The 12484-nt window shown below is 74.0% G+C and carries 12 protein-coding genes and 1 pseudogene; 5 read left to right on the forward strand and 8 right to left on the reverse strand.

Annotated features, from left to right (window positions below):
• The first annotated feature begins 129 nt into the window (after nucleotides 1-129).
• Nucleotides 130-786, forward strand: coding sequence for a GAP family protein (locus ACFZCF_RS18550; RefSeq protein WP_391287313.1), 657 nt, complete (start codon nucleotides 130-132; stop codon nucleotides 784-786).
• A gap of 35 nt (nucleotides 787-821) precedes the next feature.
• On the opposite strand, the gene ACFZCF_RS18555 is transcribed toward ACFZCF_RS18550, so the two are convergent.
• From ACFZCF_RS18555 to ACFZCF_RS18570, 4 genes are all read right to left on the reverse strand, one after another.
• The gene (locus tag ACFZCF_RS18555) at nucleotides 822-1241 is read right to left on the reverse strand and encodes a hypothetical protein (RefSeq protein WP_391287315.1); all 420 of its coding nucleotides are present in this window, start codon (nucleotides 1239-1241) and stop codon (nucleotides 822-824) included.
• A 113-nt stretch (nucleotides 1242-1354) separates the two neighbouring features.
• Nucleotides 1355-2758: a cation:proton antiporter gene (locus ACFZCF_RS18560; protein WP_391287317.1), complete on the reverse strand. Its 1404-nt coding sequence runs from the start codon at nucleotides 2756-2758 to the stop codon at nucleotides 1355-1357.
• 224 nt (nucleotides 2759-2982) lie between these two features.
• Nucleotides 2983-3666, reverse strand: a complete 684-nt coding sequence (locus ACFZCF_RS18565; protein WP_388444366.1) for a GNAT family N-acetyltransferase — start codon at nucleotides 3664-3666, stop codon at nucleotides 2983-2985.
• 298 nt (nucleotides 3667-3964) lie between these two features.
• The gene (locus tag ACFZCF_RS18570; RefSeq protein ID WP_391287319.1) at nucleotides 3965-4666 is read right to left on the reverse strand and encodes an RNase H family protein; all 702 of its coding nucleotides are present in this window, start codon (nucleotides 4664-4666) and stop codon (nucleotides 3965-3967) included.
• Between the two features lie 178 nt (nucleotides 4667-4844).
• Between ACFZCF_RS18570 and ACFZCF_RS18575 the strand changes: the two genes are divergently transcribed.
• A complete protein-coding gene (locus ACFZCF_RS18575) occupies nucleotides 4845-5414 on the forward strand; it encodes a hypothetical protein (RefSeq protein ID WP_391287321.1) in 570 nt (189 codons plus the stop codon).
• A 310-nt stretch (nucleotides 5415-5724) separates the two neighbouring features.
• The gene (locus ACFZCF_RS18580; RefSeq protein ID WP_391287323.1) at nucleotides 5725-6918 is read left to right on the forward strand and encodes a YncE family protein; all 1194 of its coding nucleotides are present in this window, start codon (nucleotides 5725-5727) and stop codon (nucleotides 6916-6918) included.
• Nucleotides 6919-7238: 320 nt separating this feature from the next.
• On the opposite strand, the gene ACFZCF_RS18585 is transcribed toward ACFZCF_RS18580, so the two are convergent.
• Complete coding sequence (locus tag ACFZCF_RS18585; protein WP_391287325.1) at nucleotides 7239-8084, reverse strand: methyltransferase domain-containing protein; 846 nt, start codon at nucleotides 8082-8084, stop codon at nucleotides 7239-7241.
• A 166-nt stretch (nucleotides 8085-8250) separates the two neighbouring features.
• On the opposite strand from ACFZCF_RS18585, the gene ACFZCF_RS18590 reads away from it, so the two are divergent.
• Nucleotides 8251-8847, forward strand: coding sequence for a TetR/AcrR family transcriptional regulator (locus ACFZCF_RS18590; RefSeq protein WP_391287327.1), 597 nt, complete (start codon nucleotides 8251-8253; stop codon nucleotides 8845-8847).
• A gap of 136 nt (nucleotides 8848-8983) precedes the next feature.
• Here the strand turns inward: ACFZCF_RS18590 and ACFZCF_RS18595 are convergent.
• Both ACFZCF_RS18595 and ACFZCF_RS18600 read right to left on the reverse strand, forming a co-directional pair.
• Nucleotides 8984-9189: pseudogene (locus tag ACFZCF_RS18595) on the reverse strand (serine/threonine protein kinase); the annotation flags it as partial.
• A gap of 114 nt (nucleotides 9190-9303) precedes the next feature.
• Entirely contained in the window at nucleotides 9304-9873 is a 570-nt protein-coding gene (locus tag ACFZCF_RS18600) for an NAD(P)H-dependent oxidoreductase (RefSeq protein WP_391287329.1), read from the reverse strand.
• A gap of 308 nt (nucleotides 9874-10181) precedes the next feature.
• Between ACFZCF_RS18600 and ACFZCF_RS18605 the strand changes: the two genes are divergently transcribed.
• Nucleotides 10182-11549, forward strand: coding sequence for an NAD(P)/FAD-dependent oxidoreductase (locus tag ACFZCF_RS18605; RefSeq protein WP_388444384.1), 1368 nt, complete (start codon nucleotides 10182-10184; stop codon nucleotides 11547-11549).
• A 48-nt stretch (nucleotides 11550-11597) separates the two neighbouring features.
• On the opposite strand, the gene ACFZCF_RS18610 is transcribed toward ACFZCF_RS18605, so the two are convergent.
• On the reverse strand, nucleotides 11598-12365 hold the full coding sequence (locus tag ACFZCF_RS18610) for a hypothetical protein (protein WP_391287331.1): 768 nt from the start codon (nucleotides 12363-12365) through the stop codon (nucleotides 11598-11600).
• Nucleotides 12366-12484 lie beyond the last annotated feature (119 nt).

Genomic DNA, 12484 nt, shown 5'->3' on the forward strand with positions numbered 1-12484 from the left:
GGTCCCGGGCGGGGTCTCCGTCCCAGTCTCCGGCGTGGTTTCGGTCTCCGGCGTGGTTTCGGTCTCAGGGGTGGGATTCGGTCTCAGGCGTGAATTTCGGTCTCGGGCTCGGTTTCGGGTGGTGGCGTGATGGCGCTTGATCTGCTGTTGATCGGGCTTGCGGTGACCCTTTTCCCGCTGCCCGTCATGGCCTTCGTCGTGGTGCTGGCCTCGCCGCGCGGGGTGCGCAAGGGGCTGGTGTTCATCCTGGCCTGGGTCGCGTGCCTCGTGCTGGTCATCACGCTGGTGCTGCTCCTGACGGGAGGGAAGCCGCCTGCGCCCCGCTCCCCACCGTCCGTCGCGGCGCTCTGGGCCTCGCTGGTCTTCGGCGTCGGCCTGGTGGGCTACGGCGTGCGCCGGTGGCGGCGGGCGCGGAGCGGCGCGATCGCGCCGAAGGCCGCGGAGGAGACTCCGGCGACCGCCCACGAGGGCGCCTCGCTCTGGTCCGCCGCGGCCCTCGCCGTACTGCTCCAGCCGTGGGGGATGGTCGGCGCCGCGGCCGCCACCGTCGTCCAGGCCGATCTCTCCGACGCCGCGTCCGTCGCGGCCCTGGCCGCCTTCTGCCTGGTGGCCACGTCGAGCCTGCTGGCCATGGAGTTGTCGATGGTCTTCGCGCCGGAGCGGTCCGCGGGCGCCCTGATGGGGCTGCACGGCTGGTTGCGGCGCCACAAGGAGCCCGCGGTGATCGGGGTGTGTCTGGCGCTGGGCCTATGGCTGATCAGCCGCGGCCTCTACCAGCTGGCGTAGTGACGCCGTCGGGCGTCACTCCGCGTCGTCCGGCTTCAGGACGCGTCGTCCGGCCTCACGACGCACAGCGCCCAGATCACGAAGCCGGACAGGGCGATCATCAGGATCGACCAGGCCGGGTAGTACGGCAGGGACAGGAAGTTGGCGATGACGACGAGGGCGGCGATGGCCACTCCGGCCACGCGTGCCCACGTCGCCACCTTGAAGAGACCGAAGCTGACGACGATCGCGACGGCGCCGAGGACGAGGTGGATCCAGCCCCATCCCGTCAGGTCGAACTGGAAGACGTATTTCGGCGTCGTCAGGAAGACGTCGTCCTCCGCGACGGCCATGATGCCGCGGCAGACACCGACGACTCCGGTGATCCCCAGCATGACGGCGGCGAAGACGGTCAGTCCCCCGGCCCACAGCTGACTGGTGCCGTGCGACCGGTGGGGGGTGTGCGTGCTGGCCATGGTGGACCTCGCTCTCGCTCCGCCGGGTACCGGCTCACCGGTACCCGCGCTGCTTCCATGGTGATCCCGGAGGCGGCGGGGCGCTCGGCGGCGCCGCCCGGGTCCGAGAAGTCCTAGGTCGTGCCCCGGGACCCCGGCGCGTCGTGGGGGCCTCCCAGTCGGCGGCGGTGCGGCCCCGCCGGGACCTCGGCGGTCTCCCTGAGTCCGGGGGCGGGCGCGGCGGAGGCCCGGCGGTACCAGGCGCCGTACGCGCCGGCGAGCACGGAGGCCGTGGCGCCGTGGAGGAGGACGCTGAAGGCGACCGTGACGGCCACGACGCGGCCCAGCAGTTCGGTGCCCGCGACGTGCTCCTCCGCGACCAGGAGTCCCAGGACGACCGAGGCGAGGCCGCGGGGGCCGAACCAGCCGATGTAGAGGACGGTCGCCGGGCGCAGGCCGCTGCCTGCCAGGGCGAGGGCGACCGGGACCATCCTGACCACCGTCAGGCTGAGCAGGGCGTAGACGACGATCCGCCAGCTCAGGTGCTGGAGGGCGGGGCCGAGCAGGACGGCGCCGAACAGGAGCAGGGCGAGGGAGGCGAGGAGGCCGCCGAGGTCCTCGGCGAGGTCCGCGGTCGTGTCCCGGTCCCGGTCGGTCCCGGAGGCCTCGGCCGGTGCCCTGCCCGGTCCCCCGGCCGCCTCGCCTGCCGTGCCCTGGGGTCCGCCGCGTTCAGCGGTCGCGGGGACGTTCCGCAGGGCGTGGCCGAAGGCGAAGCCGGCGACCCAGGCGGCGATGAAGCCGCTGCCGTCGACGACGACGGCCAGTTCGTACGATCCGGCGGCGACGGCGAGGACGTAGACGTGGCGCCACTCCCGGGTGATCAGGCCGCGTCTCCGGGCCGCCTGGAGCAGCCGTCCGCCGGCGCCGCCGACGAGCAGGCCGAGGACGGTGCTGAGGAGGAGGGAGCGCCAGAAGGTGCCGGCAACGCCCTCGGCGGCGTACGAGGTGCCGGGGACGGCGGCGAGGAAGACCAGGAAGAAGGGGAGGACCATCCCGTCGTTGAGGCCGCTCTCGACGTTCAGGCCCTGGCGGACCAGGGACGGCACACGGCGGTCGGCGATCGCGGACTTGCCGAGGGCCGCGTCGGTGGGCGCCAGGATCACCCCGACGAGCGCGAGCTCCCAGACGGTGAGCCCTGGCAGCAGGGGCCAGGCCAGCAACCAGCCGGCGGCCATGCTCAGCAGGAGGCCGATCCCGAGCAGCCTGCGGGGAAGGAACCCGCCGCGGGTGAGGTCGCGGCGGCGGACGGTCATGGCATCGGTGAACAGGACCAGGGTGAGGGCCGCTTCGAGCAGGGCCGTGACGGGCCCGGCCTCGGCGGTGTCGATCACGCCGAGGACGGCGGGGCCCAGGAGGACGCCGGAGCCGGTGAAGACGATCGCCGAGGAGAGCGGGGTGGTCGCCAGCCGGCGTGACCCGAGGGCATAGGCCGCGGTGACTCCCGCCACAGCGAGGACCGTCCACGCTCCGCCGCTCATGGGCACCGTCTCCCTCGCGCGTCCCGGGTGGTGGATCGAAGGCGGGAAGGCGCACGGATGGGAAGGGGAGGAGGGCGGGAAGGACTCACCCGCTTCTCGCGGATCCTGATTGCACGGTGCGCGGTCTCGGGGCCGCTGCTCCGTGTCCTCACGCGGAGTCCTTCCCGTCGACTCCATGGAACCACCCCGAGGCGCCGCCCGCAGGTCAGGCGGCGCCCGGGGGTTCAGGCCGGGAGGAGGTCCTGGAGGACCCTGCTCCGGCGCGGGGAGCTGAGGCGCAGCTCGATGATGTCCCGGACGGTGGGCCACTCCTCGTCGAGGATCGAGTAGAAGGCCGTGTCCCGGACGGCGCCGTCGAGGCCGCGCGAGTGGGCCCGCCGGATCCCCTCGCAGGTGGCGCCGAGGCGTTCGATCGCGACGCGCGAGCGCGTGTTCCGGGCGTCGGCGCGCAGCGTGATCCGGCGGACGCCCCAGGTGTCGAAGGCGTGGCGGAGCATGAGCAGCTTCGCCTCCGTGTTGATGCCGGTGCCCCGGGCGTCGCCGGAGATCCAGGTGTTCCCGATCTCGGCGGCGTCGGGCACGGCGGTGAGCGGATCGCCGTGGGGGTGGCCGGGGGTCGGAGGCCAGACGAGGGGACCCCGCCAGTAGTCGAGTTCCAGGAAGCGGGTGGAGCCGATCACCCGGTCGTCGACGGTACTGACCAGGGCGAAGGGCAGACAGCGCCCGGCGGCCTGTTCGGCCAGGGCACGGGCGATGTAGTCGAGCGCGGATTCCAGGCCGTTCGGCACGGGAGTGAAGGCATAGGCCGATCGGTCCGCCTCGCCGGCCCGCGCAAGGGCTTCGGCGTGCCGCATCGCCAGCGGCTCCAGGCGCACGGAGCGCCCGGTCAGGAGAACAGGTACTGGCACGGAACCTCGGGTCTTTCACGGGCAGGGGTCACTTCCGTCACGACGCTGTGCGCCGGAAGTGAAGGGGGGAGTCTCGCCGGGTGCCGAGGTCAGCCGATGTCGCGTCGAAAGACGCCGGATGAGCAGGCAAAACGGTTCGTCACCAGGTGCGAGGAGGAACAGTATGCAGCCACAACAGCTCCGAGAACAGAACCTGCGGAGAACCCGAATCCACGCGCGGGTGAAGCCTCCCGGAGAGGCCCCGGAGGCGGTCTCAGGGGGCGGACAGGGACGCCCGCCCCTCGGACGGCCTCAGTGCTCAGACGCAGGTGGGATGGCCCCAGCCCTCACTGTTCTTGGCGATGTTCTCGCCCTTGTCATAGGCACGCCCACAGCGGCAGCGGCCCGGAAACTTGGCCTTCAGGGTGCCGCCGGACGGGCGACTCCGGCGGGCACCGGAAGCGGTGGATCCGCCCGGCGCGGAGGAGCGCGTCCGGGGCGTGCGGGGGGCGGAGGCACGCGCGGTGGCGGGCTCCGGGTCGGGCAGGGCGGAGCCGGCGTCCGAGCCGAGGGGCTCCTGGGTCCTGGCGCTGTGGCTGGCGGCCCGGTCGGCGGCGTCGTTGAGGGGGTCGCCGCCGGTCTGGTGCGCGGGGGTGTAGACGAAGTCGACGTCCCGGTCGGTGAGCAGGGCGTCGATGCGGACGACGAGGTCCTTGTTGGCGACCGGGGTGCCCGCGGCCGTCTTCCAGCCCTTGCGGCGCCAACCGGGCAGCCAGGTGGTGACGGCCTTCATGGCGTACTGCGAGTCCATCCGGATCTCCGCGGGGGCGGCGGGGTCCAGGGTTTCCAGGAGCCGTTCCAGGGCAGTGAGTTCGGCCACGTTGTTGGTGGCGCGGCCGAGCGGGCCGGCCTCCCAGCGCTCCACCGTGCCGTCCGCGCGGCCGATGACCCAGGCCCAGGCGGCGGGGCCGGGATTTCCCTTGGACGCGCCGTCACAGGCGGCGATGATCTTCTCAGGCATCCTTCGATCCTGACACGGGCGGGGGTGTGCTCGGGGCCGTCGGCGGCATTCGTACGGGGTCCCCCGGGCGGGGGGCGGCGGGCTCCCCGCGCCACGCGCCGTCGGCGCTTCCCCGTAGACTCGCCGTCTGCCCGCCGGTGCGCGGCACCGACCCAGCTGACAGGAAGCGACGGACTCCATGAACCACGCGGACGGCACCGCACCGATCTACGCCCAGCTCATACGAGAGCGGGGGGACGTTCCCGGTGACGTGCGCCAGACCGCGGAGGAAGTGCTGCGGGACCTGAGTCGCTACATCAAGCTTCCCGCCCCCACGCCGCAGCAGCCGCCGATGGGCGCCGGGGCGCCGACGGGCCTCCAGGGCATGCCGGGAACGGGTGGCCAGCACGGGATGCAGGGCCGGCCGGGGATGGGCGGGCCGGGGATGCAGGGGCAGCACGGCATGCAGGGTCAGCCGGGCATGCAGGGTCAGCACGGGATGCCCGGCCAGCCCGGGATGCAGGGTCAGCCGGGCATGGGCGGGCCGGGGACGCAGGGGCAGCACGGCATGCAGGGCCGACCGGGCATGTCGGCTCCGGCCCTTCCCGCGGTGCCCGGTCAGCCGGCGTCCGGTCAGCACGGGATGGCGGGCCCCGCGGGTCTGCCGGGCCCGGCGGGCCTGCCGGGGCCCGCACCGGTCCCCGGTCAGGGCGGACCGGCCGGTCACGCCGGCGTCGTCGCGATGCGTTCGCTGCCCCAGGGCGGCTGAGGCCGCCGACTCGGCCCCGGCCCGGAGACGGGCGACGGTCGGGAGGCTGACGACGACCCGGAAGCGGACGGCGGCCCGGAGACGGACCACGGCACGAGCCGACCGGACGTCGGCGGCGTCGACCGCCACCGCCATGGCCCCCTCCGCGCCCGGGGTCAGCCGATCGGTGGACCCTCGGGTCCGCCGGACGGATCGGGGGGCGTGGACGGGCGGGCGAGGGGCATGGGTGCCCGGCCGCCGGAGGATCGGAATACGGGAGAAGCCGGGTCCGCGCGGTGTCCTCCTTCTGTCCCGCCCCGAGGAGCCCGAGATGACGAAGAACCCCCGCACGTCCCGAACCGCTCGCATCCTGCTTCCCGCGGCCGTCGCCGGGGTCCTGCTGACGGGATGCGCCCAGGCCGACGAGGCTCCCGCGGCCGGGCCCGGCCCCACCGCGACCACGCCTTCCGCCCGCGCCGCCACCGTCACTCCTCCTCCCACCACGGTCACTCCCTCCCCCGCCGCCGGGACCGCGGGGGCCGGCACCGGGCCCGCGGTCGGGACGCTGCTCGTCAGCGACTTCGGCTCGGACACGGTGACGTTCGTCGATCCGGCGCGCGGCGCCACCGGCTCCGTGAAGGTGGGCACCGCTCCGTACGGGCTCGCGCTCGGCGAGGACGGGCGGGCCTGGGTGGCGACGGCCGAGGGCGTCGCCGTCGTCGACACGGACACCCGTCGGCGCCTGGCCCTCGTCCCGTACCGGACGGACACCGGACCCGTCACCACTGGCGAGTACCGGGGCGGCGGGATGGGCATCGCGTTGTCGCCGGACGGGAAGCGGGTGTACGTGGGGGTGACCGTGCCCGGCGGGAACGGCACCCTGGAGGTGATCGACACCGCGTCCGTGGAGGTCGTGGGCGCGGTCGAGGTGGGACGCCGGCCGTTCGACGTGGACGTGAGCCGGGACGGGTCCGCCGTGTACGCCACGAACCACGACTCCTTCGACGTGACCGTCGTCGACGCGGGCTCCCTCGCCGCCCGGCGCGTCGAGGTCGCTCCGTACGGTACGGAGGGCGGGCTCGGCTCCTGGCTGAAGCCGCACTACACCGCCGTGCGCCCCTCGGACGGGAAGCTGCTGCTGCCGTTCGAGGGCGAGCGGCTCGCCGTCGTCGACCCGGCCACCGGCCGGGTCGAGATCGAGGACATGACCGCGGACACGCACCAGCACGGGGCGACCGTGACGGCGGACGGGACGCTGTTCGCCGTCGGCACCGGGCCGATCGACCCGAGCGAGGACCGGGGTCCGTCGCTGACCGTCCGGACGCCCGAGGGCAGGGAGCGCGTCTACCCGCTCGACGGGCCGCACGAGGACGTCGCCGTGTCGAAGGACGGCCGGACCGCGTACGTGACCGGCGGCTTCACCCGGGACGGGTACTGGGACGGGATCAGCGTCGTCGACCTCGCCTCGGGCGAGGTGAAGCGCCTCGCGGCGGGCTCACGCCCGCTCGGCGTGGTCGTCCTCTAGGAAGCGCGTCCGAGGAAGCACGTCCGAGGAGGAAGCCCGTCCGAGGAATCACGTCCGAAGGGCAGGGCCCTCGGGCCGTCGTCCTCCAAGGGCTCGTCCGAGGGGCCGGGTCCTTGAGCGGTCGTCCTCCAGGGGCCCCGCCGAGGGGCCAGGCCCTCGGACGGTCATCCCCCAGAAGCTCATCCGAGGGGCCGGACCCCAGGGCGGCCGCCCTCCAGAGGACGCGTCCGCGGGGCAGGGTCCTCGGACGTTCCTCCAGAGGCGCCGCCCAGGGCGCGGCCCTCGCGCACGGCCGGCTTCCGGGCCCGTCGAGGGCTCCCTTACGCCCTGTCCGCCGTGACCAGCCACGCCGTGCTGAGCAGCCTGACGGTGCCGTCGGGCTGCTCGTGCGCGCGCAGGTGGTCCGTGAGGGCCGCGCGGGCCCGGTCCCGGGCGGGCTCGTCGGCCTGGTCCATCAGGTGCCGGCCGGGGCCGGTGGCGAGGAGGAAGTCCGCCGCGTCCGTGGCGTCCCGGCCCCAGGTGCCGTAGGCGCGCGTCTCGTCGAGCGTGACCCCGGTGAAACCGGCGGCGGTGAGGACGGCGCGGACGTGGTCCGGCTCGCCGAGGGAGAACATGCCCGGCTGCCCGGGGCGGGCGAAGTCGCCGACCGGCAGGATGCCGCGCAGGGAGGCCATCGCGGTGACCCAGCCGTTGAGGTCGGGGTCGGACGGGCAGATCAGGGCGAGCCGGCCGCCGGGGCGCAGGGCGCGCGCGATGTTCCCGAAGGCGGCCTCGGGGTCGGCGAAGAACATGGCGCCGTAGCGGCTGATCGCCGCGTCGAAGGCGGCGTCGTCGAAGGGATGGGTCTGGGCGTCGCCGCGGGTGAAGGTGACGTTGCGGACGCCCTCGGCCTCGGCCAGGGCGCGGGCCTCGGTGAGCATCGGGCCGGAGAGGTCGAGTCCGGACGCGTGACCCCGGGGGGCACGGAGGGCGGCGAGCCGGGTGGTCCGGCCGGCGCCGCAGCCGATGTCGAGGACGCGATGACGCCCGCCGATGCGGGCGGCGTCGAGCAGCGACTCGTTGAAGCCGTCGTTGACGGCGTTCCAGCGGTCCTGGTGACGGGCCCAGTGGGCGCCCTCCGGGCCGTTCCACGCCTGCTCCTGCGCGGTGTTGACGATGACGGTCACGACTGCCTCCGTGGGTGACGGGCCAGAATGGGCGAGCGCCCATTCTGATGCGGCCCACAGTATGGGCGTGTGCCCATTCCGGCAATCCCGTTTACGATCCACGTGATCCCCGCGGCCGGACGCCGGGGAGGCACCAGCGACGGACGACGGAGAGGACGGCGGGTTCATGTCACCGCGTGGAGTGGCGACGCCGGACGTGCGCGAACGACTGTTCGCGGCGGCCGAGCGGGTCGTGGAGCGGGACGGGCCGGGGGCGCTCACCAGCCGTTCCGTGACCACGGAGGCGGGGTGCGCCAAGGGGCTGCTGCACGCGCACTTCGAGGGCTTCGACGAGTTCGTCGCCGACCTGTGCCTCGACCGCTTCGCCCGTACGACGGCGAGCGCGCGGGCCCTCGCCGGGCTGGTCGGACAGGGGACGGTGGCGGGCAACCTCGACACCGTCGTCCAGGCCCTCTTCGACTCCGGCGGCCCGGCGCTCTCCGGGCTCGCCATGACCCGCCCGGCCGCCGCGCTGCGCGTCCGCGAGGCCCTGGCGGGCGGCGCGCCGGGCTTCGCCTCGATCGAGGAGGCCGTCGCCGCCTACCTGGAGGCCGAACGCGCCCTCGGCCGCACCCCCGCCTCCCTGGATCCGGCCTCCGCCGCCCTGGCCCTGGTCGGCGCCGGCCACCACCTCCTGATGACCGCCTGGCCCGACTCCCCCGACCCCCGCCCCGCGATCCGCCGCCTGGTGACCGCCCTGGTCACGGACGGCGGCGCGGTATGAGCGACACGATTCCGGGAGCGGGCGAACGCCCGGCTCCGCGGGACGAGCCGGAACCGACGATCAGACCGCACCCGACGGGCGGACCACGCCCCGACGACCGCACTGGAACCGAGGACGGGACCGGAACCGACGAGGGCCTGGCGGCCTCGACCTCGGCCCGGAAGCGGGCGCGGAAGTGCGGGTCGGCGGCGAGCTGGGGCCGGGCGACCTAGACGGCGACGGCGCGCCCGCGCGGGAGCGGGCGAGGTACACCGTGCCCACGCCGCCCGCGCCCGGCTCCCGTTCCAGGACGTACCCGCCGATCCGCCCCGGCAGGTGACGGTCCTCCGACCCCGACACCATGCGCGGCAAGCTCCCCTGGCGAGACCTCGCGTGCGAGTGCGGCCGAAGCCGTCCTCCCGCTCAGCCTGAGGCGTGCGTCACCTCAACTCGCCTTCTCCGGCGGCTTGTTGGGGCTCACGTGCGGGGCAGGACCGTCAGGACGCGTTCGATGAAGGTCTTGAAGTCCGCCATGAAGTCCGCGAGGAACTGCTGGGTGGTGGGGTCGGTGACCTCGCCGTCTTCGGAGAAGAGGCCGGGGGTGAACTGGATGTACGCCTCGGGGGCGTTCATCTGGGGCGAGTTGCAGAAGCTCAGGACGGAGCGGAGGCTCTGCTGGGCGACCGCGGTGCCGATCTTGCCCGGCGAGGCGCCGATGACGGCGGACGGCTTGTGGGTGAAGGAGTTGGTGCCCCAGGGGCGGCTGGCCCAGTCGATGGCGTTCTTCAGGCCGCCGGGGATGGAGCGGTTGTACTCCGGGGTGACGAAGAGGACGGCGTCCACCGAGGCGATGGCCTCCTTGAGGGCCTTGCCCTCCGGCGGGTAGTCGGCGTCGAAGTCGTGGTTGTACAGCGGAAGGTCCTTGATGGGGATCTCGCGGAACTCGAGTCCCGCCGGCGCGACTCTGATGAGGGCGCGGGAGAGGATCCGGTTGATGGACTTCCTCGACAGGCTGCCGACGAAGTAGCCGACCTGGTACGTGGTCATGGGCGCGTGTCGCCTTCCGTGCGGGTTCCTCCGGAAACGTAACCCGGGTCCGGGAAGGCCGCCCGTCGGTCCCGCGCGGCGGCGACGTCCGGGAGGCCCGCGCCGACGGGACGTTGACGATGGCGTTCGGCGGGTAGCCGAACCCGGAGCCGGGCTCCGCCCGCCCCGGAGCGGACCCCGCCGAAGAGCGATTCTGATGCAATGACGATAAAAAGGGTAAACCACGGATAGTCAACGAAAAATTGCCAGATGTCCCTAGGCAGTCACCGGGGACGGCACATTGCACGCTCCTAGGGAAGGCGGCAAGCGTGACGCGACCGAGGATCCTCGTGGTGGGCGCCGGGTTCGCCGGCGTGGGCTGTGTGAAGCGGCTCGAACGGCGGCTGACCGAGCGGGAGGCACACATCACGCTCCTCTCACCCTTCTCGTACCAGCTCTATCTGCCGCTGCTCCCCCAGGTGGCGGCCGGCGTCCTGACGCCCCAGTCGGTGGCCCTGTCGCTGCGGCGCAGCCAGCGGCACCGGACACGGATCGTGCCGGGCGGCGCGGTCGGCGTGGACACGGCGGCGAAGGCCGTGGTGGTCCGGACGATCTCCGGCGAGTACGACGTCGAGCCCTACGACCATCTGGTGCTCGCGCCCGGCAGCGTGACCCGGACCTTCGACATCCCGGGGCTCGCCGACCACGCCCGGGGCATGAAGACCCTGGCGGAGGCGGTCTACGTACGGGACCACGTGATCGCCCAGCTGGACCTGGCGGACGCGAGCGACGACGACGCCGAGCGGGCGGCCCGGCTGCAGTTCGTGGTGGTCGGCGGCGGATACGCGGGCACCGAGACGGCGGCCTGCCTGCAGCTCCTCACCCACAACGCGGTCAAGCGCTATCCCCGTCTCGACCCGGCCCTGATCAAGTGGCACCTGGTGGACATCGCGCCCCGGCTGATGCCGGAGCTGGGCGACAAGCTGGGCGCGGCGGCGATGGACATCCTCACGAAGCGCGGCATCCAGGTCTCGCTGGGGGTGTCGGTGGCCTCGGTGGACGACGAGAACGTGACCCTCACGGACGGCCGGGTGCTGCCCTGCCGCACCCTGATCTGGACGGCCGGCGTGGCGGCGAGCCCGCTGGTCGGGACGGTCGGCGCGGAGACCGTGCGCGGCCGGCTCGTGACGACGGCCGAGATGCGGGTGCCGGGGACCGAAGGGGTGTGGGCGCTGGGTGACGCGGCGGCCGTGCCGGACCTGGCGAAGGGCGAGGAGGGCGCGATCTGCCCGCCGACCGCGCAGCACGCGATGCGGCAGGGCAAGGCGCTCGCGGACAACCTGGTGTCGACCCTGCGCGGCGGCACCCCGCGGCCGTACACGCACAAGGACCTCGGGCTGGTGGTGGACCTGGGCGGGATGGACGGGGTGTCGAAGCCGCTGGGCGTCGAGCTGCACGGGCCCGCGGCGCAGGCGGTGGCGCGCGGCTACCACTGGGCGGCGCTGCGCACGAACGTGGCGAAGACCCGGGTGATGACGAACTGGCTGCTGAACGCGGTGGCCGGGGACGACTACGTGCGGACCGGGTTCCTGGCGTCGAAGGCGGGGACGCTGCGGGACTTCGAGTACACCGACGCGTATCTGTCGCCCGATCAGATCAGTAAGCACACCGAGGCGTTCCGGGGAGCGGTCGGCTGAGTCCGCTCCCCCGCCGCCCCGTCCCGCCCGGCCTCCGGAGCCGCCCGCTCAGCGGGCGAGTTCGGGGGCCGGCCCCATGACGACGACGGGCCCGGCGGCCGGGTCGAGGGCGACGAGCAGGGTGCGCAGGTCGTCGCGGTCGAGGGCGACGCAGGCCTGGGTGGGGCCGCCGTGGTCGACGTGGATCCAGACGCCGCCGCCCTTGGCCGCGCCGAGGGGACGTTCCTTGTCGAGGGGGGTGCGGCCGGGGACGCGGTTGTAGTCGATCGCGATGACGTGGTCGAAGGAGCCTTCGAGGGGCTCCCCGCGGAAGCCGGTGCCGCTGATGGCGAACTGGGGGTCCTGGTCGTAGGGGAGGCGGGCGCCGGGGTCGGGAAGCCGGCCGCCGGCGTCGCCGATGCGGTAGACGCCGATGGGGGTGCGCAGGTCGCCCGCCGAGTGGTCCATGGTCCAGCCCTTGAGGGCGTTGTGGGCGGGCCACGGGCCGCCGGCCTCGTACCAGCTGCCGTCGGGGGCGCGCTGGTGGAGGACGGCGGTGGCGGTGTTGCTGTTCTCGGTGGCGCCGGTGACGACGAGGGCCTGGCTGGTGGTCGTGGGGATCCGGGCCTGGGTGAGGGGGCCGAGGCCGGGGACGCGCGGGGCGGTGCGGGGGCGGGCGTCGGTGGCCGGGGCGGCCGTGCTCTTCACGGGGGCGGGGGTGGTCGCCGGGGCCGGGCCGGTCGGTTCGGGGCGCGCGCAGGCGGTGAGCAGCAGGGCCGCGCACAGGGTGCCGGCGCCGAGAAGCGCGGGGGCGCCCTTGCGGACGAAGGCGGGCATGGGAAGGCATCCTCCTGGCCGGGGGCAGTGCAGCGATCCGTACCCGTTCGGCGGGCGGCACTGCGCGGGGCGGCGGCGGCCCACCCGTACGGCGGAGCGGCGGGGGGCGGAACCGGGTT

It is taken from the genome of Streptomyces sp. NPDC007945 (genome assembly GCF_042958885.1).
In the GTDB taxonomy this organism is placed as follows: domain Bacteria; phylum Actinomycetota; class Actinomycetes; order Streptomycetales; family Streptomycetaceae; genus Streptomyces.

Excerpts from the sequence above, each read along its gene's own strand:
- ACFZCF_RS18550 (WP_391287313.1), top strand. The coding sequence starts at position 130 with ATGGCGCTTGATCTGCTGTTGATCGGGCTTGCGGTGACCCTTTTCCCG.
- ACFZCF_RS18555 (WP_391287315.1), bottom strand. The coding sequence starts at position 1,241 with ATGGCCAGCACGCACACCCCCCACCGGTCGCACGGCACCAGTCAGCTG.
- ACFZCF_RS18560 (WP_391287317.1), bottom strand. The coding sequence starts at position 2,758 with ATGAGCGGCGGAGCGTGGACGGTCCTCGCTGTGGCGGGAGTCACCGCG.
- ACFZCF_RS18570 (WP_391287319.1), bottom strand. The coding sequence starts at position 4,666 with ATGCCTGAGAAGATCATCGCCGCCTGTGACGGCGCGTCCAAGGGAAAT.
- ACFZCF_RS18575 (WP_391287321.1), top strand. The coding sequence starts at position 4,845 with ATGAACCACGCGGACGGCACCGCACCGATCTACGCCCAGCTCATACGA.
- ACFZCF_RS18580 (WP_391287323.1), top strand. The coding sequence starts at position 5,725 with ATGACGAAGAACCCCCGCACGTCCCGAACCGCTCGCATCCTGCTTCCC.
- ACFZCF_RS18590 (WP_391287327.1), top strand. The coding sequence starts at position 8,251 with ATGTCACCGCGTGGAGTGGCGACGCCGGACGTGCGCGAACGACTGTTC.
- ACFZCF_RS18600 (WP_391287329.1), bottom strand. The coding sequence starts at position 9,873 with ATGACCACGTACCAGGTCGGCTACTTCGTCGGCAGCCTGTCGAGGAAG.
- ACFZCF_RS18610 (WP_391287331.1), bottom strand. The coding sequence starts at position 12,365 with ATGCCCGCCTTCGTCCGCAAGGGCGCCCCCGCGCTTCTCGGCGCCGGC.